Annotated in this window: 25 protein-coding genes; 13 read left to right on the forward strand and 12 right to left on the reverse strand. The window is 47.5% G+C overall.

Features of this window, described 5'->3' with window-relative positions; translation table 11 throughout:
- Nucleotides 1-231 precede the first annotated feature (231 nt).
- The 10 genes from CWM47_RS28270 to CWM47_RS28315 form a co-directional block, all read right to left on the reverse strand.
- Complete coding sequence (locus CWM47_RS28270) at nt 232-726, reverse strand: GIY-YIG nuclease family protein (RefSeq protein ID WP_100991963.1); 495 nt, start codon at nt 724-726, stop codon at nt 232-234.
- Nucleotides 727-829: 103 nt separating this feature from the next.
- Nucleotides 830-1,972, reverse strand: coding sequence for a DUF4236 domain-containing protein (locus CWM47_RS28275; RefSeq protein WP_100991964.1), 1,143 nt, complete (start codon nt 1,970-1,972; stop codon nt 830-832).
- 79 nt (nt 1,973-2,051) lie between these two features.
- Nucleotides 2,052-2,246, reverse strand: coding sequence for a hypothetical protein (locus CWM47_RS40380; protein WP_100991965.1), 195 nt, complete (start codon nt 2,244-2,246; stop codon nt 2,052-2,054).
- Between the two features lie 22 nt (nt 2,247-2,268).
- On the reverse strand, nt 2,269-2,673 hold the full coding sequence (yidD, locus tag CWM47_RS40385; protein ID WP_394341953.1) for a membrane protein insertion efficiency factor YidD: 405 nt from the start codon (nt 2,671-2,673) through the stop codon (nt 2,269-2,271).
- A 912-nt stretch (nt 2,674-3,585) separates the two neighbouring features.
- Nucleotides 3,586-5,070 (reverse strand): caspase family protein, encoded by a 1,485-nt coding sequence (locus tag CWM47_RS28290; protein ID WP_100991966.1) that lies wholly within the window; start codon nt 5,068-5,070, stop codon nt 3,586-3,588.
- 128 nt (nt 5,071-5,198) lie between these two features.
- On the reverse strand, nt 5,199-8,375 hold the full coding sequence (locus CWM47_RS28295; protein ID WP_100991967.1) for an SIR2 family protein: 3,177 nt from the start codon (nt 8,373-8,375) through the stop codon (nt 5,199-5,201).
- A gap of 261 nt (nt 8,376-8,636) precedes the next feature.
- The gene (locus tag CWM47_RS28300) at nt 8,637-9,599 is read right to left on the reverse strand and encodes a nucleotidyl transferase AbiEii/AbiGii toxin family protein (RefSeq protein WP_240625503.1); all 963 of its coding nucleotides are present in this window, start codon (nt 9,597-9,599) and stop codon (nt 8,637-8,639) included.
- Between the two features lie 46 nt (nt 9,600-9,645).
- Nucleotides 9,646-10,260, reverse strand: coding sequence for a DUF6088 family protein (locus CWM47_RS28305; RefSeq protein ID WP_170069459.1), 615 nt, complete (start codon nt 10,258-10,260; stop codon nt 9,646-9,648).
- A gap of 241 nt (nt 10,261-10,501) precedes the next feature.
- Nucleotides 10,502-11,020, reverse strand: coding sequence for a PIN domain-containing protein (locus CWM47_RS28310; RefSeq protein WP_100991969.1), 519 nt, complete (start codon nt 11,018-11,020; stop codon nt 10,502-10,504).
- A 12-nt stretch (nt 11,021-11,032) separates the two neighbouring features.
- Nucleotides 11,033-12,079, reverse strand: a complete 1,047-nt coding sequence (locus CWM47_RS28315) for a helix-turn-helix domain-containing protein (protein WP_100991970.1) — start codon at nt 12,077-12,079, stop codon at nt 11,033-11,035.
- Nucleotides 12,080-12,299: 220 nt separating this feature from the next.
- On the opposite strand from CWM47_RS28315, the gene CWM47_RS28320 reads away from it, so the two are divergent.
- The 3 genes from CWM47_RS28320 (at nt 12,300) to CWM47_RS28330 (ending at nt 15,731) form a co-directional block, all read left to right on the forward strand.
- Nucleotides 12,300-13,121 (forward strand): SMODS-associated NUDIX domain-containing protein, encoded by an 822-nt coding sequence (locus CWM47_RS28320; RefSeq protein WP_100991971.1) that lies wholly within the window; start codon nt 12,300-12,302, stop codon nt 13,119-13,121.
- 17 nt (nt 13,122-13,138) lie between these two features.
- Nucleotides 13,139-14,296 carry a nucleotidyltransferase domain-containing protein gene (locus tag CWM47_RS28325; RefSeq protein ID WP_100991972.1) on the forward strand — a complete coding sequence of 386 codons (1,158 nt, stop codon included), beginning with the start codon at nt 13,139-13,141 and terminating at the stop codon, nt 14,294-14,296.
- Nucleotides 14,297-15,098: 802 nt separating this feature from the next.
- On the forward strand, nt 15,099-15,731 hold the full coding sequence (locus CWM47_RS28330) for a class I SAM-dependent methyltransferase (protein ID WP_100991973.1): 633 nt from the start codon (nt 15,099-15,101) through the stop codon (nt 15,729-15,731).
- A gap of 26 nt (nt 15,732-15,757) precedes the next feature.
- Here the strand turns inward: CWM47_RS28330 and CWM47_RS28335 are convergent, their stop codons facing one another.
- Nucleotides 15,758-16,510, reverse strand: coding sequence for a substrate-binding domain-containing protein (locus CWM47_RS28335; RefSeq protein ID WP_018619839.1), 753 nt, complete (start codon nt 16,508-16,510; stop codon nt 15,758-15,760).
- A 212-nt stretch (nt 16,511-16,722) separates the two neighbouring features.
- Between CWM47_RS28335 and CWM47_RS28340 the strand changes: the two genes are divergently transcribed.
- The 8 genes from CWM47_RS28340 (at nt 16,723) to CWM47_RS28375 (ending at nt 23,837) form a co-directional block, all read left to right on the forward strand.
- A complete protein-coding gene (locus CWM47_RS28340; RefSeq protein WP_100991974.1) occupies nt 16,723-17,598 on the forward strand; it encodes a helix-turn-helix transcriptional regulator in 876 nt (291 codons plus the stop codon).
- An 81-nt stretch (nt 17,599-17,679) separates the two neighbouring features.
- Nucleotides 17,680-19,551, forward strand: coding sequence for a cytochrome c oxidase subunit I (locus tag CWM47_RS28345; protein ID WP_018619837.1), 1,872 nt, complete (start codon nt 17,680-17,682; stop codon nt 19,549-19,551).
- A 74-nt stretch (nt 19,552-19,625) separates the two neighbouring features.
- Nucleotides 19,626-20,198, forward strand: coding sequence for a DUF308 domain-containing protein (locus tag CWM47_RS28350; RefSeq protein ID WP_018619836.1), 573 nt, complete (start codon nt 19,626-19,628; stop codon nt 20,196-20,198).
- Between the two features lie 56 nt (nt 20,199-20,254).
- Entirely contained in the window at nt 20,255-20,617 is a 363-nt protein-coding gene (locus CWM47_RS28355; protein ID WP_018619835.1) for a sulfite exporter TauE/SafE family protein, read from the forward strand.
- A gap of 20 nt (nt 20,618-20,637) precedes the next feature.
- Nucleotides 20,638-21,768, forward strand: coding sequence for a c-type cytochrome (locus CWM47_RS28360; protein WP_100991975.1), 1,131 nt, complete (start codon nt 20,638-20,640; stop codon nt 21,766-21,768).
- A gap of 26 nt (nt 21,769-21,794) precedes the next feature.
- Entirely contained in the window at nt 21,795-22,259 is a 465-nt protein-coding gene (locus CWM47_RS28365; protein ID WP_026260770.1) for a DsrE family protein, read from the forward strand.
- Nucleotides 22,260-22,304: 45 nt separating this feature from the next.
- A complete protein-coding gene (locus CWM47_RS28370) occupies nt 22,305-23,243 on the forward strand; it encodes a molybdate ABC transporter substrate-binding protein (protein WP_018619832.1) in 939 nt (312 codons plus the stop codon).
- Between the two features lie 75 nt (nt 23,244-23,318).
- Nucleotides 23,319-23,837: a hypothetical protein gene (locus CWM47_RS28375; protein ID WP_018619831.1), complete on the forward strand. Its 519-nt coding sequence runs from the start codon at nt 23,319-23,321 to the stop codon at nt 23,835-23,837.
- Between the two features lie 257 nt (nt 23,838-24,094).
- Here CWM47_RS28375 and CWM47_RS38355 read toward each other — a convergent pair whose 3' ends face one another.
- A complete protein-coding gene (locus CWM47_RS38355) occupies nt 24,095-24,421 on the reverse strand; it encodes a hypothetical protein (protein ID WP_157816073.1) in 327 nt (108 codons plus the stop codon).
- Between CWM47_RS38355 and CWM47_RS38360 the strand changes: the two genes are divergently transcribed.
- Both CWM47_RS38360 and CWM47_RS28385 read left to right on the forward strand, forming a co-directional pair.
- The gene (locus CWM47_RS38360; RefSeq protein ID WP_157816074.1) at nt 24,422-25,141 is read left to right on the forward strand and encodes a hypothetical protein; all 720 of its coding nucleotides are present in this window, start codon (nt 24,422-24,424) and stop codon (nt 25,139-25,141) included. It begins immediately after the preceding gene.
- A gap of 119 nt (nt 25,142-25,260) precedes the next feature.
- A complete protein-coding gene (locus CWM47_RS28385; RefSeq protein WP_018619829.1) occupies nt 25,261-26,715 on the forward strand; it encodes a YncE family protein in 1,455 nt (484 codons plus the stop codon).
- The last annotated feature ends 62 nt before the right edge of the window (nt 26,716-26,777 follow it).

Consider the following 26,777-nt stretch of genomic DNA (forward strand, 5'->3'; position numbering starts at 1 on the left):
TGATGGATAGAATGATAATCGGTTGGCCTAAAATTAGTCAGAAATTTATTTAAACGTTATCCATATGCCTTCAGATTTGCCCATTGACAATATTCTAAGATAGAAGTTCAACTAAGGGTATAATTAAAAAATGGACTGAATTCGTGGCGGCTCACTTTGTCAATATTAAAGCCAGTCTTGTCGGTGAATATGCAGCTAAGAGAGGCTGTTAAACGTACTTTTTATTAGGTATTAATCTTTTATTTTTCCTTTCCGCTTCCCTCGCTTATTGAGCCTAAAACGAACGTCAAGCTCCTTGTCAATGAGTTCCTCTAACTCTTTACGACCAAGCGGAACCGTCAGATAAGCGATGGATAGATGATTGCTGATGTGCGTATTAAGCAAGGTTTCAATGTCGAGTGGAAACTTCAAGCTTGCGGTTGCTTTATGAAAGCCATCTCGAACATTAAAAAGCCGCTCGCCTAGTGTCCTTCGTACACAGTGATTGCGGCTATCGAGCAAATCGCCCATACGACCGCGCAAGTTGCCCGTTTCGCCCACGTAAATCAGATTATCCCCTTCTTTAATGACATATACTCCAGCTTCGTTTGGAGCTTGTTTTGCCCATTGACGGGTCAGTGTGATTTGTTGCCAGTTACCCTCCTGTAATAACTTATTTCTTTGGGCTTCGAGATATTTGCCAATAATAGGCGACAGGGCTTCATCCACTCCAGTTGACTCTACCATTTCCTAGGGTATTTACCTGGCTACGGGTTAACTTCATTAAGCTTGCAAGAGTCAGTACTAATAATTAATTAGTTATAGCCAGTTAATGAGCTTATAAAGCTCATTAACTTTCTAAGTCTAATACCTTTAAATTGACAATAGTCTTCTGGTATTCCTGAAAAGCCAGACCAAATTCTTGACAAGCTTCATGGTGGCTAAACTGGTAACCCTCGTGTAGACCGTTTTTGGTAAGCAACTCGATTTCTCCATACTGAGCAATAGGAATTTGATAATTTCCTTTAAATCGTTTATCCCGACTCCCGTTTTTGTTTGATTTGTACCAAGCCTGCCCAACTACCTTACTGTCACCGGGGACATTTCCTGTCTCGATAAACCGAGACGTTGAAAAACGAAAGGTTAGCTCATCGTAACCAATGACAGCAAAATGCGTACGACTGCTGTAGGCAATTAAGAAGTTCGGGTATAAATAGAGATCGGCTCCATTGGCGTTATGAAAATAAAATGGTTCCTGATCCGCTTTAATATCAGGCAGACTTTTGAAGCCAATACGCACTTCCCTTCTTTTAAGGCTGGTTGAGGCTGCCGAACGCGTTTTAACCCGATCTTCCCGATAGGCCCCGGTTACATCCCATATTTTCTTAGACTTAATCAGGTTATTATAGCCATTGACCATCCGCTCAAACTTAGGCTTGATCGTACTGTCAAAGTCAATTTCCAAGCGTACGAATGAGTTTACCAACTGGTCACGTAAAGCATCCAGGGTTTGCTTCTGGGCTAGAATATCCTCTTGAATAGCTGCCGGTATGTTCTTTTTGAAAAGACCGACCAAAAATAAATAGCTAGAATATAGCTTGAGTTTCGAGACAAACATAGTCCCCTTGAGTTGACGCAGATTTAAGGCTAGTTCTTTCCGTTGCTGGTGAGTATCGAGGATCAAATCCTTTACACCCTGCATATTCTGACTAGTAATGTGCTGGACTTCCAGACTAAGGATATTATCGGCTGGCTCTATTAAATATACTCCAGGCAGTTCCTCTGGCGTAGCAGGAAATGAAGACGGGTTGCGACTAATAGTTTCCCGGTACGAAAGTCCGGTTCCGGGAATACTACCGTAAATTAAAGTGCCTTGGTTAGAGATTTTAATGCCCGCTCCTCTTATACCAATTGAAGTACTAACGCCCCGAGTACTAAAGTTAAGACGAACGCCGGGGATAATCTTTATACTCTTTCTAAATCGCCAACCCATGAAAAATTAAGTTCAGTAAATGGTGTAAGATATTAAAAAAGTATTTTTTTGGTCTTATAACCTTGTTATTAAGAATTTCTTACTTAATCGGCCGTTCGTAAATCGCCAGATAAGTACTGGTCGGCCTTCCGCCCAGACATCCGCCCGGCTGCGATACCTGAAAGACAGAATGGAGTCTGTAACCGTCGGCTGACCGCTGAGTAAAACGACCTGCGAGAAGTGGTAGGTCTTTATTGGCGAACTGCGCCCCAATAGGTTCAATAAGGTATTCCATAGCAAACAAGAAAGTTAAACGGTTATGGTAGATCGACACCTCCCGCGCCGGGGCGGCATCGGTGTAGGCGCTTAAATGATGATGACAGTCCTTTGCTGAATCCATGCTTACGAAGGGCCAGCTCAGCGTAGCGGGAACAAGTCGGTTCATAAACGCATCGCTGACCCAAATGAGGAGACACCCGTTTACGATACCACTTGAAAAGTCTCACACTAGCCCTTAGCCACCAAGGTGCCGTAGGTAATGGCAGGTTGTCAACTTCGGTATCGGTTGGCGTCGTACCGGTCAGGGCGCGCAGGACACTGGTCTGTAGTGAAGGAGCAACGTTTAACTGATACTTGGACTCGTTTAGAGTAACGATACGGCTTTTCTCTTTGGACACAGCTAAATGGATGTTGGTGGATAGACGCCAGCAAGTTTGGACCACCCGCTAACGAGGTTGTAAACAGGGCATTTCTCTTAGAAAAAGCAAATTATATCTGTACCGAATAATATATTTTCTTAAAATCATATATATGTGTAAAACCGTATTTGCCATATTCAACAAAAAGCCACACCATATATAATCTATACAATGGATACTCCGAACTTATATAGTATATACGTAAGTAAGACGAGTGATTAATGGATTGTAACAGCAAAAGCCTTCATCAGCCCTTTATATTCTTAACACCGATTAAGAACCGGCAGTCGGCTAGAAGTCTTGTTAAAACTGGCTTTCTTAACAGCATGAGGACGGTATCTATTACAAGGCTATAACGAGCGTAAATGATATGTAAAATTCAGGAAATTCAGTTTGGGCTTAACTTCTCTACCCTGTCGAGTGAAGAGATGTTTAGTTGAATCAAGCGCATAACGTCCGTTATGGCTTTGTTACGAAGAGCTTTTTGACTTGCTAGAGACTAACAGCATGACAAAAGAGAAAACTATCCCCTTATCTCTCGGCAGCTAATCAAATAGGGTAAAGTGGAGTCATTTCAAACAGTCGATAAGTTGAATAGATAGATCACTAAAACAGATTTCTAGCAGGGAAATGTATAGTGCTCCCCGAAAACTGGACCTATTACGCCAACGAGTGCTTTATCGGTGCTGAACCACATAAAGTGCGTAAGAGCCAACATTTGGGGAGCCCCATAATGACCCCGCCTAGCAAGCCAAGTCTAATTTTAAAGACAATAGCTTATATTAAACGAATCTTATAGTTCAACTTTCTTAGGAAATTTTTGATTTGATGGGAAGACTTCAGTAGTATAGGACTCCTTCAATAAAAAGGAAATTGCAACCACTACATACTAAACCACAGTTCAATAATTTGCTTTTAAAAACATCCGACAATTAATTAATTGTCATCAGTTGGATATTCTAATATAAACCTTGTTGATTTTATATATACAACAGGAAGGACAGTGGTTGATTCAGCATGTTCAAGTCTAAGTTTATGTACAGGTATATATAATTTTTTTGAAAGCATATCCTTGAATTCACTATAAGTATATGATTCAAGTTGTTTCTTAGATTCCTGTCTCAAATAAATAGATTTACTTTTGAAATGAATACTTAAAATTTCAAACCGAGTTTCGTGTTCGGAATTAATCTTATTGAACTTAATATTTAATATTACATTCCCTGCACCTGGAGTATAATATATTTTAGTTGCATGCGCCCTTAATTCATTAGCAATAAATTCAAATGATGTTTTAAAAGTAATATCACTCTCCATCCTTAAAAGTTGATTTAATTGCTTCTTTTTTATAGAGCCTGTTCTAAATTCATTATTACGATTAAAATATACTTCATAAAGCATTCCATTTAGAACATGGTTCTGACCGTTTATAGTAAAATCATTAAGCCATGAATAAAATGAATATCCAACCTGTTTTAGTAATTTATTTGCGTCAAAGCTGTCGTCATCAGCAGCAGCCAAAATAGACCTGCCTAAAACAAAAAGGTCACTGTCAGAACTTCCTTTTCCAAGATTAGAATCTATACGTCTTATTGCATAGTTTTGGGTATCGTAAACGTGTGTTTTCAAGCCTTTTATAATTTTTCCTATATCTATTGATTCATCGGGTTTATAGTTAATATCCTTTATTGCATCCACGGTATAGGTTAAATCTAACTTATAAAGCTGTTGCCCATAATTAAAAATAAAGTCATCAGTTAATGAAGAATGATCCCAGGTGAGTTGATTACCTCTAGTATCAGAATAAACTGAGTTTCGTACCTCCCTAAACAATTTTTCGATGGTAATATTCTCTTTATCAAGTTGGTTTAAAACCCAAAATGTAAAATACCCATTTTTTTGAGTTAGGTTTTCTTTCGAAGTTTGACCAGGGGATGTTGCAAAGGCTATAAATGTTCCCTGAGGTGCTTTAATTGAGGCTAAGTTGTAATCGTTTGTATCAGTAACACCCCTTGTAAATTTTCCGCTTCGGCAACAATCAAGAATCAGTATATTAAAAATGGTGCCAGACTCCTCCATTTTTTCTAGCAATTTTCTTATAGTATATGCGTTACGAGTGACATCATATTCTTGATTTACATCGTTATCAATACCGGTCAAATAATTCTCTCCCTTAAATTCGACTCCATGCCCTGCATAATAAAATATACCTGCTTTATAGTCCTCCTCTTTTAGTTTGTGAGTAAATTCTTCGATCAAATCATGGATCTCCTCGCAATTTTTATCCAATCCAGCATCTACATCGAATTGTAGGGACCTGAATTTATTGGCCATATCCTGGGCATCTTTTGCGGCAAAATTTAATACCTGATCATTTATATTGTAATTACTATTACCAATTGTAAGGGCAAGGCATTTCATGAGTGGAAGAACATTAATTTATATTTATGAATGCAAACCTAAAAGAAATCTATAAGGAAATTCCTGAAATGAGATTATTAATGCACTCACTTTCTATGTAATAATAAATTTACAATTGCTCACTTTAATTAAATAAAATACCTATAGTCGTAGGCTCTTTCAAATCTTCCTAATAGTGAACCAATTTGTGCTATCTTATTTGATGAATTTATAGTCGCTGGCAAAATCGAGTATAGGTCCATACTATTCCAATTTACCTTTGTGAGTCCCAATATTTCATTGGCTATTGTACTGATATTACTTTCGCCATAATGCTTTCGTATAGTTATTGGAGCAGGTATTCCATTACCACCTAAATAGTACTGAAATTTTGGATTTTGGATTGATGGTACTACACCATGCGTATAGAGCAGAGCTTTTCTGCTAGTTAGCAAAATACAAGTTCCCCTATTTATAGGGAATTTATCTGCTTGTGGCATTCCTGCATCGAGTTTATTTCGAGTATACCTTATATTGTCTTCAATATTTATTTCAACTAGATCGACTTCATGGATTCCTCCTTTAGCTAATCCGCTAACAATACCCTTTATCTCTTCTTCTGTGAAATGAGTACGCTTGTGTACAACAACACGTTTTACTTCTTGCGTGAAATTATCACGACACATACCTGCCGTCGATAGCCCAAACTTAAAAGCATCGTCAAAAGGTAAATACGGGTTCTTATGCTTGGCGTCCCATATTGGCTCATTAACTTTCGATAACTTATACTTAAGTCCTTGCCCCTGTGGGTTGTAAATATGACTACAGCCTAGAATCACCTTGCCCTGATTCCGGTGTTTATTCACGCTGTAACCAATTCCGGCATAAGCTGTCTGTGTATCTGTATTGGCTAGTATCCAAGGCGTTTTAAGAGCTTTTACGTAAAACGAAAGCGACAACCACCAGGTTATTTGACCTCTGAGAGGGTCTGATAGTGTCTTTTCCTCAATAAGCTGTGTAGCTATTTGATGTTCAGCAGCAAATGCCTTTAGGTAATCATGTAAATCAAAAAATTCATTGACACTATCGTAACTCTTATAATGCTCCCAAACTTTAGGTATGAATACGGTTACTACATTAGCTCCTTCATCTGAAGCACGCTGAATTCGTTGACTCAAAATGTTCGCTAATTCAACCGCCCCTTTCATCATGTCTGTCGATGGAGGAGAGATTGGGCAGTCAACCCAACGTGATTCGGAAACGTGAGGAATATTTATCCCAATGCCATATGCGGTATGGAAGCTTGGAAAATCAATCAAATAATCAGCATTATGTCTTTTCCCATTGTAAGTGGTGGTAACAACCTGATTTTGTAAGTTCAAAAAATTATAGAATCTACTAGAGTACTCTTGTGGGCATACTACTCCAATAAATATATCTTCTGATAAAGCACTACCAGATATTGGAAAATCATAAGGTCTATTATTCAATAGGCCCTTCATTGGATGAAAGTGATTAACCTCGTTTCCTGAAAGTGAGGAAAAAATTAAATTTGGTTCTAAGTACTGTATTCCCTCATGTACAAATAATTTTTGAGGAAATTTCTCTGATATTCTCTCACCTGATTTTGCACCAGCTTGCATTATTTTAGCGAACCCAGGTGATGGTCTAATTGTAAATTTAAAACCGTTTTCAGAGTCAGCAGGAAAATCGAAATTTAGGCTTTCATTGTCTTTAAATAATAGTTTTCTGAAATTATCGATGAAGGTTTCATATTGGCCATTATATAGCTTCTTAAAAAAGCTGTTTTTAAGATCTCTTTTAATATCTATTGGTATAGGATCATCATTATATTTTGGTATATATAGTTCGGGTTTACATGATAGATAGTTATAGCTTGAGTCTGCAATAAATTTAAATTTTATTCCACGATGAGTAGTATATCTAATTCCTTTGTATTCGTGGCTACTCTCAACTTTACTTGACCATACTAAGTTTTTATTGTTGTTAGAAAGACTAGGAAATTTTTGAGATATAGATAATGTTACAGCTCTGATTAGAAGGTTTGAAATTGTAGGGTTATGTATGTCATTTTTAGATAAAGGGCTTCTTTGAATATCGCCTTTGATACGACCTTTGAATATTTCATGAATTTTATCAGGTGAACCAAAAGCGTACACATTACCATTAAAATATCCAGCAACCAAAGATTGATCTGAAGTAGCTTCTTTAACTAGCTCCCAGGGTTCTTCGTCTGAGGTGTAAATGAATTCAAACTGGAAAACACTTTTCGGGAATCTTATAGGAAATAAATTTCCTTTTAGCACACTGTTGATGTGAGTAACGTTCATTGAGAACGGAGTGCATTTCTCGTGTTGAACGGGAAGTGAGGATATTATGTCCTGTAGCTGTTTTTGAAAAGGAGGTTTGCTTTCAAAACAAGCTTTAGATAGACCTATCATCAACTCATCAAATCCATCGGTCGGGACATAAAAAGCAGTTCTACCATTAGCACGAGCAGTATCTAATAACTTTTCGATTCTTGGATTTATTCTGTCTGCTCCTCGTCCACACCAATACAAACGACCTGCCCCTTTACTGCTATAAACTTTAGTTAGTGCATCCATCAGAGAAATGTCTCTCCCACTGTAACCGCTAACTATCAGGCTTTTATCGTTTAAATACCTTACTAATATATCAACAAATACTTCTTCTTGTGTGTCTAATTCTTCATCTGTATTTTTCATAGGGCCATACTTATAGTCCCCATGAAGTGCTATACATAGTAAGTTGTTTCTTTTATATGGCTGATAAATTTCAGATATATTACCTAAACTTATCTTACTGGCTTCCATATTGAATTGTATAGCCGCTTTATATGACAGGTTATCGAAATTAGTTGTCCATACTGATCTGATAATTTCAGCTTGTGCCAGTAAACACATCATCTGATAACCAACAGCGGGTTTCTTGCCTTCAATAATGCCTTCAAAATAGCTTTGGCGATCTCCCTCTATAGGATATGCTTTTTGGGCATAAAATGAGTATTCCGTTGCATGATTAAGTTCGGGAAAGTTGCCTTCATTATCTAGCCAACGCTGGATATGTTGGCGTACTTGTTCATCTCTATGATTTGTGAAACGACTTGCATTGTGAGCATTCTTGGTAACAAAAATATCTTTCTTCCACTCCCATATACAATCCGTTGCAGATTGTATTCCTGAACTTACCGAAGCCCCAGCACCTAATAATAAAGCATGTGCAGTGTTGGAATTGACTTTGATAGAGCGGATAAAAGCGTCATAATCAAGTATTAAGCTTTGCATAAATGTTGTTTAAGGAAAAGGCAGTGTATGGGTGGACCTGTTTTTGTGGTTCTGTCTTTAGATTAGGCATATCTAATCATGGAAAACGATAGCTTCTAATCATAAAATAAGGAAGTACGAAGCCCCTTTGCAGATTCTCAAAAATAGTGAATAATTGAATGAAATGCCTTTGATGATATGATAACTATCATTATACTAATTTCATATCCAAGCGACGCCGTATTACGCTCAAAGTGAGAGGCTTACAGAGCTTCTATTTGGTTACCATTTAATTTCGTTGATTCGCGTTTGTAGTATTGATAAATGTTCAATAAGCTCAACAAAAGGAAGTGTTTCACCGTAAATCATATTTTCCTGCATTTGTCTATAGTCGGTTTCCCAGTCTGATAATATGTGGCTAGGCGGAACAAATGCCAGTTTGTCCGGTGTATGGTTATCATAATCTACGTCGGCAAGGGCAGTAAAACGCCTGCGGTGGTCAACTATAGTCTGATAGAGCTCGGCATCTTTTAAGGCACTATCGGCATAAGGGGATTGGTTTAACTTTTCGATATCATAGAGATGTCGGCTTAAGCGGTCAACCCGTACTTTTTCTGGTGCTTTTTGAAACTCCTCGTGCAACAGAAAGATTTTTTCTAAAAATGTTCGTTCGGGGTTTACAACCGGTATCGTAATCGGTACATCGGCAAACGGGCGGCCTCTAAATTGTTCAGTCACTAAGGTGGCAAATGTCCGGCTGGTAGTTGGTTCTATCAGTGAACGACACCCGACTTCTACCAGCACGCCAGGTCTTAAGTAAGTGTCCTGTTCGGTCAGCTTGGGGTAATAAATCTCTATAATAATCGGATCTTGGTCTGACTGGCCAGTATCACGATAGCCTACCGTTACGCCTGCAAAACCAGCATCATTGAATTTAGCCGTGAGTTCATCAATGAATGTTGTCGTCATAAAAGCATAGGAGGCTTTACGTAACTTTTTGATTTGCTGTCTATTCAAATCATCCGAAAAGCCTAAATAAGCTCGGTCGATAGCTAAATCAATGTCCTCCGAAAAGCGTTGAATTAGTCCCCAGCCTTTGCTCAACGACGTACCACCTTTGAAGATAAGCGCAGGAGCACATTCCATTGAAAATACAAGTGCCAGTGTATGCACCACCCACCAGTCTTTTTCGACAGCGATGGCGGGTAGCCCTATTTGTTGGCCCGTTTGGGTAAAAATAGCCAACCGGGTTGCATCAGATAACTGCAACCATACCTGTAAACTTACGTTATCAATCATTATTGTTTATCTGGTTGAATGGCCGCAGCAACTGTCTTATCCATTCAGGAGCTACTTTCAGATCGTGTTGCAGGTGGTAAGGCTTTTCGTCTTTCAATCGCTCTCGGATAATACGCAGGTCTTCATCCGTTACGTTGTCTTTGCCAATAGTACGCAAGGCTTGAATCGCTAGTTTACTAATATCGCCAATAGCAGCAAGATTTCGGGCGCTGGCTTTCTTAAACGTAATGGTCTGTTGACCTACTTTAATTTTACGGGGTGAAGCGTCGGTATAGTAGACTACATTCAACGGTACCTGCGTAGTAAGTCCTAATTTATAAAGCGCGTAGCTACCGGTTGGTACTGTTCGTGATTTGTCGCGTTTGGCAATGGCGGCTGCAATCTCTTCGATGCTGGGTAGTATAGTCCCTATTATCTGATCATCAACCGGCCGAACATACATGCCCGTTGCCACACGGTACAACTTGCCAGACTGCACTAGTCGCTCCAACGATTTGGCAACCGTTTTGGCATTGGCAATATTTATAAAGTTATCTGCAAAGAATATTGTACCCCTTGCGGAACGCGATACTTTCCCAAATACCTGACTTTCAGTATTTTCTATCATTAAGGTAATATACGTTCTGTCGCAAAAATAGCAATAATTTGCGACAAGAATAGGATCAGGCCTCAGTAGAATAAAGTGATATTTAAGATGTTCTCTTCATAGTGTAGGCATTACTATTCGGCAAGTTTACGAATACGCTTGGTCAGACGGCGCCTATCTTAATGCATCAGTTAGAAGAACAGTTTGGCATATATTGATGAGGAAGCCTTTATAATGACTGCTATACTGAAATTAGATTTACTCAACTTACCGTGCTTCTGAGTGACCAGGTTTTTAGCCGATTATGGCATTCTCCATCCGGGAATCTCCTGTTCGCTTTCATTAATCGGGAAAGGCAATCATGAGCCAAAGCTTTGGTTATCCGTTCATATTTATACAATTCATCCAAAATCCATAGTATGGTGAAAACAGACAAGCCTTGCTGCTTGGCTTTTGCACGTACCAGCTTAATATGTGTCAGAAGTAAACTCTGACTTTCGTAAGCTAACCGAATCGCAGAAAGGTCCTGGTAACAAAGCTGGGAATCAGACGCCAGTTGCTGGGCCAATGCATCGATTCCCTCAGCTGATATAGAGCGAATAAGTAGTTGGCCTGTATCTAGATACGAGTTAAAAAGTCGTTGCTCTTTCAATGTTAATTCATCAAAAACTGACTGAGTTGTTTGATAAACTATATCTAAATCAAAGGGCATATTGACCAATTCTGTTTGAACTAGGTCGCTAAAAATGGTAGCATCGTGGATAGTAACGGGAGTCGTCATCAATAAGTAATACTATAGCATTTTGTCTAACACGGTTCTCAAATCAGCGATTTTCATTTCCCCTAACGCGGCAGCTTTAGCTAACGACACTAATTCTTCTGCTGCAATACGATACAGAAGCAGGTTGAATCTGTATGATTTCTCTTCCCCTTTGTATGACCCTAAGCCCTCCTCTTTCCTATTCTTACTGATCCAGATGAAGAAGTTTTTATAGGCGTAGTCATTGATAATCTCTAAATCTTTTGCTCTTCGAACGATTGCCTGAATGGAAATGCCGTATTGTTCTTTAATCGATATTAGCTCATCCAGTGTAATATTTGTTCTTGGCTTACCCAGAAGTGTCTGCATCACTGGTTTGGAAACCAGCATAGCACTGGCAAATCGATGGCAGCAACGTTCTATTTCTTTACTTTCCCAATGGTGGGGAAGTTTTAGCATGATATGTCCTAGCTCATGAAGGGCAGTTAGTCGTTTCCGCTCTGGTGTATAGGCTTTATTCAGCACAATAACCGGAATCGAATTGACCATTGCCGCAAGCCCATCAAATTCAAGTGGTGCCTGGATTTCCACTATTTTGATTCCTTTTTCTTCCAGCATCTCAATTACATTAGGAATAGGATTATAGCCTAAATTCCATTCTTTCAGCAACTGCAAAATCGTATTTTCTATTTCATCGATACTGGATATAGGTTTGTTCGCCAGTGGATTGACAAACTCTTGAGAGATATGAAGAATGCTTTCCACTTCTAAGTATCGCTCAACATGATCTTTTACCCGTTCTTTAATACTACTGATTTCTTTGGCAGTGAGCTTTGCCCTTTTTCGAAACTCAACATTAGTTAGCTCAATTTTAGATGGCTTGAAAAAGTAGTCAGGACTTACCGCTAATGCTTTAGCAAGAGCTGAAATAACCGGCTCTTCAGGCATCATTTTGCCGTCTTCGTACTTCTTAATGGCGTTGTAACTAACAATTAGATTAGCACGCTCAGAGAGTTCCCGTAGCGACAGCTTAGCCAATAAACGTGCTTGTTTTAAACGGATAGGAAAGGTATTATTCATTTTCTGCTTTAGTTGGCAAGGGTTGACGCATTGAGTTCGGTATGCCTACACTATAAATTTATGCGCGCAAAAGTAGTGTTAAATACGCTCTGCAACAGGAAAACCGGCAAACTATTCCTTTCTACTGGTTGACAGTTAAAAAAAATTGGTTGACAAATGATATAATAGAACTTTTTTTGTCAACCTTGCATTGTGAGAACGTAACGCCCACCTAACAAATATGAAAGAGATAATAAATGTCTTTGTTGGAGTCGTGCTCTTTGTAGCAGGCACATGGTTTCTGAATAATCGACCTGATATAAAGGATAGTGTAAGGGATGCTGGTTTAGGGGTACTGTTTGCTGCCGGAACCAGTCTGTTAGTACTGGCTTGGGAGAGTAAACAGTACCTTCGGGTTCTGATCCAATCCTACATAAAGCCAACAAAAGCTGTTCGGGTTTCTATGGCTTACCTGTTCCGTATCGAAGTTGACGGTCAGTTCCTGCTTGTTCGAAATCATAAAAATCCTTTGCGGGGTTACCAGCCTGTGGGTGGCGTCTACAAATACTTGAAAAGAGAAACGGCTTCCCTGTTCCAGGAATTAGGCATCGCTGTTGATATAAGGCCGGGTATTGGTGTAGACGATGACAGCCGGAATGACTTACGGTGTAAGATTAATGAAAGACGTCATTTACCGGCTTTTTTAAGATGGTTTGATGCTAAAAGAGACCGTGAGACAGACCCGTGGAGAGAGTTTTATGAAGAACTGATTGTAGAGGGTTTACTGAAACAAGAGGACTTCCCCTATATACAGTATTGTCATTTCAAATCTGATTACGAAGGGATAAAATCACCGGATGCCTTCCCCATAGATGAGTTTTTATACGCTGATATTATCGAGTTAAAGCCGGAAAACAGTAAGCAGATCGATGAACTCAAGCGTCTGTTTGTCCAGCGGAGCTTAAATGATATATATACGTTTGCTACTCCGGAAGAAATCCGTTCAGGGAGCACGTCGACAGGCATCACTATACTTCCTCACGCAAAGAAAATTTTGTGTTAACTTAAATCAATCAATCAATGATTAACTATGACGATCCTACTATTCAGTTAGATGATCAACTGGATAAAATGGCAGAAAGCCTTCAGTTGGATGATACCCGCCGGGAGCGTATGGAAACGGCCTACAAGGCAGTACACCAATTTGTTATGGATGACCCCATCTTCTTCAAAGGTCTGGTATCAGAAGCATACGCACAGGGCAGTGTTCGTATTGGCACAACTAACAAGCCGTATACAGGAAGCGAGTTTGACCTGGACACGGTAATTCAACTCAGGTGTATATCTGCTCAATATAGCCCCAGTTACATTCTGAATCAGCTGGAACGTCGTTTGAGTGAACCGGGGAGTAGATATCGGGACAAACTGGATCCTAAAAGCCGATGCATACGAATCCGCTATGAGAATGACTTTCATATGGATGTACTGGCCGCTTGTCAGGAGTCGGAAAGCTGTAAGAATACGATACTTGTTGCCAATAAAGATAGCGGCACAATTGATAAAAGTAATCCAAGAGGTCATGCAGACTGGTTCATTGATCAGGCAAATAAAGTAATTGAATCGTTACTGGAGAAAGCTGATCAACGAATGGCTGCATCGTTAGAAAAGCTGCCAGCTGACAATTTTAGAAGAAAAAAACCTTTACAGCGAAGTGTACAATTATTAAAGAGATACCGCGATATTTTCTTTGCTGACGATGACTCATATGCGACATCAAGCGTAATTTTGACAACTATCGCAGGTCAATATTATGGCGGTGAGCCCTCCATTTACACCACTATGGATGGAATCATCAGCAGAATTGTAACTGACGCAAATAGGTTTCAAATGGTTGTTGGCGGCCGGATCAAGGTATTAAATCCAGTGAATTTAAATGAAGATTTTACGTCAAAATGGGAGACTGAGCCAAAATACTATTATGAGTTTCTGCGTTTTGCCCGGCACCTTAAAGAAGAATGGCAAAAGTTTAAACTTCAACAGGGAGTAGTAACAGAAAGCCGAATCCTAAAGGATCTTTTTGGAAATGATACATATAATGCGGGATCGTCATTACGCATGCAGGAGATGGACGTAAGACGTTCAAACGGGCAATTACGGCAAGACCGAACGACGGGTATTTTGACAGCGAGCGTAGCCAGTAGCACAATAATTAAACCGAACACTTTTTACGGTGATTAATCGCAAGCTGCGCAAGATGCCGAACTTAGCTCAGCAAGCAGCCTATATTCAGCGCAATCATCCAAATTTTAAAATTCGCTATCTATCTCATAATCAGCTAGAAGTTCGAGGGTCATTACAACCCAGCGCTAGAAGTTGTGCCTATTTTTTTCGATTAACGTATCGTCAACACTCCAGACCGGTTATACATATTCTTAGCCCAGAACTAGAGAAAGGGGCAACAGGTGAAAAGCCCCCTCATCTATATAGTGATTGGTCGTTATGTCTATATCTTCCTAGTGCCTGGGAGTTTAGTGATTATGAATGGTTAAACGACACAATTATTCCTTGGATATCCTTGTGGTTACATTATTATGAAGACTGGCTTGTAAATGGTTATATCTGGAACGGTGGAGGAATGCATCCCACGCCCAAGCCCAAAAAGAGGAACCAACAATTAATACGCCCCTCTATATAATAAGCTAATTTTTACCTGTAGAACGACTTTCTACTATACTGCAAATAGGACGGCAGTATTGTCGCTCGCTTGTGATCCAAGCGAGCTTTGTTACGTCCATGCATGTATTTAAGTTTTACGATCACGTCAAAAATCTGGCTAACCGCGTCCAATAAAAGCTTGGAACAGGTCCATATCGTAAACAATTAAACTGAACGGGTTTATTGAACGCAAAAAAGTCCTTTTTCAGCCACTTCCCTCCTACCCGATCACCGTTCAGAAAAACGTCGGTCTGTGTGTATTGTCACAGACAGGTCATCCGTAATGTGATTACTTTACGACCAAAATCACTTACTATCAATTCCCATGGAGCCTAACCCCCATCACCGTCAGGAGCACTGGAATACTGTGTATCAAACCAAAGAAACCGATCAGGTTAGCTGGTACGAGCCGGTGCCTGCCGAATCGCTGCGTTTCATAGATGAAGCCAAGCTACCCCAATCCGCCCGAATCATCGACGTGGGCGGGGGCGATAGCCGATTGGTCGACTGTCTGCTGGAGCGGGGTTTCGAGCAAGTTACGGTGCTGGATATTTCGGCGGCTGCGCTCGACCGAGCCCGGCGGCGGCTTGGTGCACAGGCCAACCGGGTCACCTGGGTGGTGGCCGATGCGACCCGGTTTCGACCGGACACGCCCTTTGATTTCTGGCACGACCGGGCCGCGTTTCACTTCCTGACCAGCCAGTCTGAAATAACTGACTACCTGACGCTGATTCGGGATAACCTGGCCGCAACGGGGCGGCTGGTGGTGGGTACGTTTGCCGAAGACGGGCCGGGACGATGCAGCGGCTTACCTGTTCAGCAGTATTCCGAAACCCAGTTAACCGCTACGCTGGGGCAGTTTTTCAACAAGCGATATTGCCAGCGGGTCGAGCACCCAACGCCGTTCGGTACGCTTCAGCCGTTTACGTTCTGTTCCTTCGGCCAGCGGTCGGCGTAGACGTTACTGACAGAAGCACGTAGCCATCAGTCCCAGCCCCATTTTTTGAAGACCGCGTGGCCTTTGTCAGATTGCAGAAACTGGACGAACTGCCGGGCTGTATCGGCCTGCCGGGTCGTTTTGCTCAAGGCAATCGGCGTACCCCGAAAAACGACTTCCGATGGGGGCAACGACACCACCGCCGTTTCGGTCGTCAGCCGGTTATGCCACGACGCATACGTGATCCAGGCATCGTAGCGGCTGTCCTGTTTCCAGGCGGCAATGCCCAGCGCCGAATTGGCGAACGACTGCCCGATGTTGGCCTGAATGCCGCCAATCAGGTTTTGCCGACCGGCCAGGTCTTCCCATAACCCTAGTTGCCCGGCCCCGTTCACGTCGAGGATGGTAATGCCCGGTTTGGTCAGGTCGCGCAGGGTTTTGATCTGCTTCGGATTGCCGGGCCGCACCAGGATGGCGGCCGCCCGGCGGTACAGTTCCGTGCGACTCGCGGCATCGACCAGATCGGGGTGCGCGGCCGTAAACTGGGTGAGCATATATTCCGAACCGCCAAAAAACAGGTCGGCACGTTGCTGCGCGTCGGCCAGCCAGACCACATCAGGACCAGCAACCACCTTAACGGGGTGGCCCGTCTGCTGCCCAAATAGGGCAGCACATTCATTCAGGGGGCCAAACGGACCACCGGGACCATACACATGCAGGGTGTCGGTTGGGGTCTGAGCCGCGAGTAATCCGGGCGTAAATAACATAGCGAGAATCGGCCAGTGCCGGAAGTTGGTCATACGTGTGTTGATAAAACCGGAAGTGAATGGAACCTGATCGGGCTTTCCGACACACGCCGAGCAGGCCACAAAGGTGACGCAATCCGCTCCCACCTGGCTATCATTTTTCGGAATGCCCCCGCACCAGTTATGATTGGCGCACCGGTCGATGGCTCCCTACTTTTGAGCCGGTCGTCTGGACATACTTATCCAGCCAGGCGACTGACACGACCATGAAACGCAAGCCATTAACCACCTATACTATTGCCGATTACCCCAGTGATGCCACGGATCAGCGTGGGTTTTACATGATTCAAATCGCCGATCTAATCCGGCAGATGCGGGGTATCGACCAGCCCCACGCCCATGCGTTCTACCTGGTGATGTACGTCTGGGCCGGGTCGGGTACGCATACTATCGATGCCCAAACATACACCGTTACGCCCCCGCAATTGTATTTTCTGGCACCGGGGCAGGTACACGGCTGGAGCCTGAGCAATGATGCCCAGGGGGTGCTGCTCTTTTTCGATGGGGCCTATTTTCAGGCCCGTTTTCCCAAACGGTTGTTCGACTACCCGTTTTTCCGGCCCGACCGGCCCACGGCGCTGCTGTCGCTCCGGCCCGACGCCCCCATGCTGCCTACCCTGTTCGACTGGGCGTACCGGGAGTTTACGCACCCCCGGCCCCGGCAGGCCGAGGTGTTTGCCTCGCTGCTGCACCTGATGCTCGAAAACGCCTTTCAGCTTTACGAAGAGGTGGCTTATGTACCTGCCCACAACAGCAGCGGGCTGGTGCGTCGGTTCGAGGAGTTACTCGATGCACAGTTTGCCAACCAGCGAAGCTGCCAGGCTTACGCCGATCAGTTGCGCGTCACGCCCAATTACCTCAACAGTTGCTGTCGGCAGCAACTGGACAAAACAGCCAGCCAGCTCATCCGAGACCGTCTGCTGGCCGAAGCCGACCGATTGTTGCTGCATACCGACTTGACGATCAAGGCCATCAGCTACACGCTGGGTTTTACCGATACGGCTTACTTCTCGCGCTTTTATCGTAAAAACAATGGGCAAACGCCCCAGCAGCGCCGCGAGTTACCGCCTGATAATCATTGAATTGTCCTGTGTAACTGTTCTTTTGTCTCTTTATCAGACCGCCCGAAGCCGGTAGCTTTGGCCCTACTCATCAACACTGTTATGATTACCGAAGCGCCAATCCCTGCCACTGACATCGACCTCCACGACGAGCCACAGTCGTTCTGGACCCGCTACATTTTTAGTACCGACCACAAAGTCATCTCCAAACAATACCTGCTGACGGGCATGGCCTGGGCGGTGATTGGTGGGGGGGCGTCGATGCTGATTCGGCTGCAACTGGGCTTCCCGGCTGCCAGACTGGGCTGGCTGCGCCCGTTGCTGGGCCACTATGTGAGCGAAACGGGCCAGCTCACGCCCGACAGTTACCTTGGGCTGGTCACCATGCACGGGGCGATCATGATGTTTTTTGTGCTGACGGCGGGGTTGAGCGGTACCTTCAGCAACCTGCTCATTCCGCTCCAGATAGGGGCGCGGGACATGGCATCGGGCTTTATCAACATGCTGTCGTACTGGTTTTTCTTCGCGGCCAGTGCGGTGATGCTCTCGGTCTTTTTTATCGCCACCGGCCCGCCCGAAGGGGGCTGGGTCGTGTATCCGCCCCTGAGTGCCTTACCCCAGGCGGCTGGCGGGTCAGGCCTGGGCATGACGTTCTATTTGCTGGCGTTTGCCCTGTTTGTGATTTCTACTCTGCTGGGGGGTATCAACTACATCGCTACGGTGATCAACTACCGCACACGGGGCATGTCGATGCTACGGCTCCCGCTAACGGTCTGGGCCTTTCTCTTCACGGCCATCATTGCTACCATTGCCTTTCCGGTGCTGCTCTCGGCGTTTTTGCTGTTGTTTTTCGATCATTCGCTGGGGACCAGTTTTTTCCTGAGCGAGATATACATCGGCGGTCAGGCATTGCCCGAAACGGGTGGAGCCGCTATTCTTTATCAGCACCTGTTCTGGTTTCTGGGCCATCCAGAAGTATACATTATTTTTCTGCCCGCGCTGGGCATCACCTCCGAAGTGATTGCCACCATGTCGCGCAAGCCCATTTTTGGCTACCTGGCTATGATCATCTCGATGGCTGCCATCGTCTTTTTATCATTCGTCGTTTGGGCACACCACATGTTCGTGTCGGGTATGAACCCGTTTCTGGGGTCGATTTTCATGCTGCTGACGCTGATTATTGCCGTCCCCTCGGCCATCAAGGGCTTCAATTACATCACCACGCTGTGGCGGGGTAACATCATCTTCAGTCCGGCCATGCTGTTTGCCATCGGGGTGGTCTCGTTTCTGTTTACCGGGGGCGTCACGGGCATCGTTCTGGGCAACAGCGTACTCGATATTCAACTGCATGACACGTATTTTGTGGTGGCCCACTTTCACCTCATTATGGGGTCGGCCTCGTTCTTTGGTACAATGGCCGGCATTTATCACTGGTACCCCAAGATGTTTGGCCGGCTGATGAACGCCACCTGGGGAGCCGTGCATTTCTGGCTGACATTCGTGGGTGTCTACCTAGTTTTCTTCCCCATGCACTACCTCGGTATCGCCGGGTTTCCGCGCCGGTATTATTCGTTCAGCACCTACGATTTTACCCATTCGTTTACCGACCTGAATCAGTTTATCAGCGTCGCGGCTTTCGTGACGTTTGGGGCGCAGTTTATTTTCCTGTTCAACTTTTTCTGGAGTATGTTCCGGGGGAAGTACGCTCCGCAAAATCCCTGGAAATCGAACACCCTGGAATGGACCACGCCCATTGTACCGCTCCACGGCAACTGGCCGGGTGAGCTGCCGCTGGTCTACCGCTGGCCCTACGACTACAGTAAACCCGGTGCTATCGATGATTTTATTCCGCAGACGGTACCCCTGGCGGCCACGCCCGAATCGAATCTGCCCCACGAGCAGGAACAGGTACGGATCGAAACGAGCGAGGGGGTGTTGGTGGGTACTCCCTCGTCCATCGGGGATCGACCATAACTATTGGTGATTGGCGGAGGTTCTGAAAAGGCCTGACCTTTGAAACAACAAAACGGGCTAAACCCCTTATACTCATGAAAACGAACACGATTAAAACCGCAACCCAGCCCTGGTGGCTGATGGGCCTTCATGGTGGCTTTTATGCCGGAATGGGCCTGGTCCTGCTGATTCATCCAACAACGGCATCGTTACTCCACGCCCTGCTGCTAGGTGGCCTGCTGCTGGCCGCCGGGGTTTGCACGATGATTCTGGGCTTCCGCCGGAAACGCCACGAACAGGTCGATAGCTGGTTTATCATTTCCGGTATTCGGGACAGTATCTTCGGGGTTGCCCTGCTGGTCGAAGCTGGTCAGCCACTGGCGATGATAGTCAATATTCTGGGGCTGTGGGGCATCGTTTACGCTTTTTTGCAAGCCATCGAAGCCATTTTCTACTTCCTGGGCACCCGTTCCGACGAGAAAGAAGATTACGGCGTCGAGATCATTCATGCCATCTGCGTGCTGGTAGCCGGTGGCTTTGCCTTCTCCTTAGTGATGCGTCCCGACGGGCTGCAAACGTCCCTGGGTTTCGTAGGACTGTTTCTGCTGGTGCTGGGTGGCTTACAGGGTCTGCTGACCGATCGGTTACAAAAAGCCAGTCTCCGCTAACCGGACCATCCGTAAATCTGTTTGGTGCTTATTCGTCATTTATCCCCTGAATTACCATGACTCATGTCCTGCTATTACTCCTGCTTGGTCTGCTGGCCGGTGCCCTGAGCGGGCTGATTGGCATCGGCGGGGGTATCATCATCGTACCGGCCCTGGTGCTGCTCTTCGGCTTCTCGCAGACAACGGCGCAGGGAACGGCCCTGGCCACCTTGATTCCCCCGGTGGGGCTGCTGGCCGCGTTTGCCTACTACAAAGAGGGGGCTATCGACATTTGGGCCGCCGTCTGGATTGCCGCCGGATTTCTGATCGGCGGCTTTTTCGGAGCCAAACTCGCCACCATGATACCCGTCAAGCTAATGACCAAAGGTTTTGCGGTCCTGCTGGTTGGTATTGCCATAAAACTGTGGTTCACGAAATAAGTAAACGCACAACGATAAAAATGGAAACGCAACCTGATCTGCCCGCACCCCGCCAAACTGACTCATCGGCCGATGCGCCGGTTTGGCAACTGATTACTTGGCTCAACGCGCTGATTGGCCTGATCGCTGTGGCTATCGTCGGCCTGCTGATCGTTGTCGTTATGGTCGGACTCGGCGACACGACCGCGCCGGCCCAATCGGTTGCCTGGACCACTGGCCCGGCGGTGCAGACGGCCTCCGTAACTCCGGTTGTTTCATCGCAACCCGACGGGCAGCCCAAACCCAACTACTGGCACCCGCCCGGCGATGCCCAGTTGCCCGCCGGGGCGGCTGGCAAAGAGATCCGCTACGGGCGGGAATTAGTGGCCCACACCGCCAAATACCTCGGCCCGAACGGATCGGTGTTACACCTGTCTAACGGCATGAACTGCCAGAACTGCCACTTGGATGCGGGCACCAAAATCATGGGCAACAACTACGCGGCCGTTTTTTCGACCTATCCCAAATTTCGGGAACGGTCGGGGGGTATCGAGACGGTGGTGAAACGCATCACGGACTGTTTCGAGCGGAGCTTGAGCGGCAAAGGACCCGACAGCAGCAGCCGTGAAATGAAAGCGATGGTAGCCTACATGAAATGGCTCGGCACGGGTGTTCCCAAAGGCGATAAGCCAAAAGGGGCGGGCCTGGCGAAACTGGATTTTCTGGACCGCGCAGCCGATCCGACCAAAGGTAAGTTGCTGTATGCGGCCAAATGCCAGAGTTGCCACGGGGCGAAAGGGGAAGGCATTAAGGTGGCGGGTGACGCGCAGTACACCTACCCACCCCTGTGGGGGCCGCACAGTTACAACGACGGAGCGGGCCTGTTCCGGCTATCCAGTTTTGCGGGATACGTTAAAAACAACATGCCGTTTGGAGCCAGTTACGAAAGCCCGATGCTGACCGATGCTGAAGCCTGGGACCTGGCGGCCTTTGTCAACTCGATGCCCCGGCCCCACAAAGATCAACACAGAGACTGGCCGAAGATCGAAGCCAAACCCGTCGATTTCCCCTTTGCGCCCTATGCAGACGCATTCAGCGAAAAACAGCACAAATTCGGGCCATATCAACCCATTGCCGACGCAAAGAAAGCGGCTGACCCGCAAGCAAAATGACTAAATTCAATCTCAACCCAGTTCGTATGAAAACGCTCAAAACAATCACTATGCTGTTTGTCACCGCCCTGCTGGGCGCAACCGTACCCGCCCTGGCGCAGACCAAAGACCCGTCAGTTTTCCATGGAGCTGAAGCCACCAAAGCCCATTATAAAGCGGCCTACCAGCTCGACAGCGAAGAACCCGATAAAATTAAAGGCACCCTCCGCAACATCCAGAACGCCCTCGACGATCCCCGGCTCAAGGGTAAACTCGACCTCGAACTGGTCGTTCACGGCCCCGGCGTAGCCGCGTTCAGAAAAGACAGCGGTTATGAGGAGATGGTCAAAAAACTCCAGGACCGGGGCGTAACCCTGTCCATGTGCGAGAATACCATGCGCGAGCGTAAAATCAGCAAAGACGAACTGTTTCCGTTCCTGTCCTACGTGCCGAGCGGCAATGGCGAGTTGATTATCCGGGGGCAGGAAGGCTGGACGATCATTCACCCATAATCCAATCAACAAGACTTTCCACCGGAATTTCATCCATATTCGCTCATGAAAATCAACCCAATTCTCGCTACGATAGTGCTCATGGCCAGCCTCCTTACCGACAGTCAGGCGCAGCCAGCCCCTACTCCGAACCGTTTCGACCCACCCTGGAATACGCCCCCCACCGGTGGGGTATCCTTCACCGTACCGGGCGTCGATAATGTGCCCGACCTCTACGGCGACATCGTCAACCCGCAGTTGGTGGTGTTTATGGGCGGCAATCAGTTTATGGTACTGGACGATCTGCTGGCCGCTTTCAAAAAAGACTATCCCACCTACACCCGGATCTTTGTGGAGACGCTGCCGCCGGGTATTCTGGCCAAACAGATGGCCACCGGCTCGATCGTCATCGGCAATATGCGGATCGACCACCAGCCCGATGTGTACCTGGGCGGCAAAAAGCGGGTGCAGGAAAACCGCGACCGGCTGGTGAGCATTCAGACCTACGCCCGGAATAAATTGGCGATTATGGTGCGAAAAGGCAATCCCAAAAAGATCACCGGACTGAAAGACCTGAGTCGGGCCGACGTGAGGATAAGCATGCCTAACCCCGCCTGGGAAGGCATCGGCGGACGCATCGAGGAGGCCTACATAAAGGCCGGGGGCGACGCGCTCAAATCGGCCATCATGCAAACGAAAGTAGCCGACCACAGCACATTTCTGACCCAGATTCACCATCGCCAAACACCCATGCGGGTGCTCTACGACGAGTCGGACGCGGGGCCAGTCTGGTTTACCGAAGCGTTTTATCAGCAGAAGCTGAAGAACCCCGTCGAGCTGATTGCCATTCCCGATATTGAAAACGTGGTGGCCGAATACCAGGGGGGCGCAGTCAAAACGGCCCCGCATCCCCAGGCTGCCACCGACTTTATGACCTTCCTGACCGGGCCAACCGCGCAGGCCATCTACAAAAAATATGGCTTTCAACCGCCCATTGCCCCCTGACCGGGCCTTCAACCCGGCCTAATTTACCTGCCTGCCACCCATCATCCGTTCACCAAGTCGACTTATCATCCAAACATGACCCCAACACCACTAAGAGCGGGACTACTGGCCGGAACTGTAGCGATTACGGTCAATACACTGGCCCTGAAACTGGCGCAACCCCTGGGTATTGTGGCGGAAAGTGGCGGTTTGCTCCGGCTCGGTAGTCGCTACGCCGGACCGATAGCCAATGGGCTGGGCATCACTTACGCCTGGGCGAAGGCCGGATTACCCGGCCCGGCTACGCTTCCGTTCTGGCTGGCGTTTCACTACGCGACCGGTTTTGGTATGGTGTGGCTCTTCGTCGCGGTCCTACACGCCCGGCTGCCCGGTAGCGGGCTGGTAAAGGGCAGTTTGTTTTCGTTGCTCCCCTGGCTCATCAACGGCCTGCTGGTCTTACCCGCACTCGGCCAGGGAGTAATCGGCTGGCGCGTACTCCCCCCATCCGGTATAGCCTACTTTGCGGTGGCTAACTGGCTTTTCGGGGCCGTCCTGGGTATCCTCTACGAAAAACAACAGCGCCCGAAGGAGCTCATTTCGCCGGTTGGTAGTTAGCCCGATACCGCAACGAGACGGCACCTGCCCCTTTTAAATCCGCTTCCCGAGGATAGACGAATCGGGCAGACGATCTATCCCACGCAACCTTTTTCCAAACTATTCCGTAGTAGCTAAGTTAGCTCACAATTAACCCGTTAAGTAAAACCAATAGGATGTTCAATAGACTACTGCTGATTGGAATACTGGCCCTGCTGGCCACCGCCTGCGCCGACCACCGCGAACCGGAAAATTTTGCCCCTACCGTGCGCATTGTTTCACCCGTGGCTAATGCCCGCGTCACGCGCGGGGACGGCCGACCCGGAGCCGGCAGCTTCAACGGCAGCGGCTTTGAGATTAATGTGGAAGTGGTCACCCGCGATTCGGTCAACGTCATTACCAACGAAAGCCTCAACATTCGCAACACCGCCCTGCTGGGTAATGTCAACCCCAACATGCCGGGCCTGACGGTTCTCTTCGACACCGACCTGGTTAAACCCGACGGTGGTATCATCCCAAAAAATACCAACCTGGCGGCCCTCTTCAACATCGCCGGCACCGACGACACGCCCGGCCCGGGGGTCACCATCTGGACCGGCTGGCACGTGCTCGAATCCATTCCGGTGGGCGTCGGTCAGTTTACCATTACCGTCTCGGTCCGGGACAAAGCGGGCAAAACGGGCACCGACAAAATCACCCTCTCCGTTGCCGAAGGCAATGGAATAGCCACCAGCGGGCAGGCCCTGACGCCCCCGCCCTCGGCGACCCTCAACACCACGGGTCCGGTTGACCCGGCGGGTCCGGTTGTCACCCTGCTGGCTCCCCGCGATCCGTCTAGTGTGTCCACTGGCCCCAAAACCTCGCCCACGCCACCCACCAATGCCTCGCTGTTTTTCATTCAGGTGTCCGCACTCGACATCAGCCGAGCGGGTATTGGGGTCAATGAAAATGGGGAGGGCCGCGACGACGCCACCCGGGGTACGATCGTCGACCCTACCCAGTCATCCAAAGGGCCCAACCGCTACGTAACGGGACTGAACGTGACCTTCGACGTGCCCCTGCTGCAACCCAACGGCAACATCATCGTGGCCGGGGGTAACTTAGCCCCTGTGTTCAACATTGCGGGCAGCGAACTCGACCCCACGGGCTACGTGCGGACGACCTTCGGCTGGGTGGTGGGCGGCTCGCTGCTGATGCCCGTGGGCAAAACATCGGTGACCATTACGGCCCGCGTGACCGACAATGCGGGGAAGACGGGGAGTGCTACCCGCGTGGTGCAGATCAGCCCGGTGGTGAACGGGCAGGCCCTGACCCCTAATTCATAATGAACTGATTGATCCATCACAGCACCACATGGGTTACCAACCCAAGGCGTTCGGTGTTGTGATGGATTAACCGCGCTGAATCAGCCATATACAGCAATCACACTCAACGAAAACAGATCATGAAAATTCCAGTACTACTAATGGCGGTTGGCCTGAGCGTATTGACCGCCTGCCAGGATCACATGCTGACACCGGTCACCACGCCGGATGCGGGTCCGGTGGGCGTGACGGGCCAGGACCGGGTCTACACCGCCGACCAGAGTTCCAACACAGTATCGGTGTTTGATCCCTCGACTGACAAACTCCTGGGGGTCATTCGCTTTGGCATCGCCCGCCCCAACGACTTTAGCCCACTCTACGACCGGGAGGCCAACGTGCACGGCCTGGGCATCTCTCCGGATAACCGCACCTTAGGCGTCGTTTCTACGCTGACGAACTCGGTCAGTTTTGTGGATTTGACGACCAACAAAATCAAGGGGAAAGTGTACGTGGGCCGCAACCCGCACGAGGGTTTTTTCACGCCCGACGGTAAGCAGTTCTGGCTAACGGTGCGGGGGGAGGACTACGTGTCCGTTATCGACGTGGAGAAGTTGCAGGAGGTTCGACGCATCGAGACGGCCAAAGGGCCGGGCATGGTCGTGTTCCGGCCCGACGGTAAGGTGGCTTTCGTCAACCACTCGTTCACCGCCGAACTGGACGTAGTCGACACCAAAACTTACCAGGTTATCAAACGTATTCCAACCGTAACGCCCTTTTCGCCCAATATCGCGGCCACCTTCGACGGGCAGCAGGTTTGGTTCACCCACAAGGATGAGGGCAAAGTAAGCGTGGTGAATGCCCAGACCTACGAAACCGAAGGCGTCATCGACACCGGACCGGGCACCAACCACGTCAACTTCGCGGGGGCGGAGGGCGGCTCGCGCTACAGCGGCAGTGCCGCCGGGGCGTTTGCCTACGTGACGGTGGGCGGGGAAAACGTGGTGAAAGTCTACAGCCGCAGCCGTCAGTTGGTGGCCACGATTCCGGTCGGCCCGAATCCCCACGGGATATGGCCCTCGGGCGACGGCAGTAAACTGTACGTAGGGCTGGAGAACGGCGACGCGGTTGATGTCATTGATACGAAGACCAACACCAAAATTCGGCAGATACCGGGCGGGCAGGCCCCGCAGGCACTGGTGTATGCCGTCCGGGCGATACCCGACGGATCGACCGGGCTAGCCAATCTGGAGGCTTTCGTACCAACCACACCGGTAAACGTGCGGCTGACGCCCAACGGGACGCCACCCGTTCCGGGCGTCGGGGGCGGGGCTACCGTGCGCACCATCGGGGGGATCGACGAGCTGGTTCTGGCCCTCAAAAAGCTGACGCCCGACACAGCATACACGCTCTACCTGTCCGACCAGAAAAGCATGGCGGTCAACCCCGAAGCGGTGGTAGCGTTTAAAACGGATGACAAAGGCGCGGTGGAAATCAATGCGTACTACCAGATTAAACTGCGACTGGCGGGGCGGTTCTTGGTGGTGCTGCAGGGCGATAAAAATCCGGCCGGTGCCGTGGTTCTGAGTACGCCCTGATGGTTATTGAAAAGGTGAGTTAACCCCGACACTTTAAAACACCTTCTTCCCGGTTTGGCTAA

The sequence above is a fragment of the Spirosoma pollinicola genome (genome assembly GCF_002831565.1).
GTDB classification, from domain to species: Bacteria; Bacteroidota; Bacteroidia; order Cytophagales; family Spirosomataceae; genus Spirosoma; species Spirosoma pollinicola.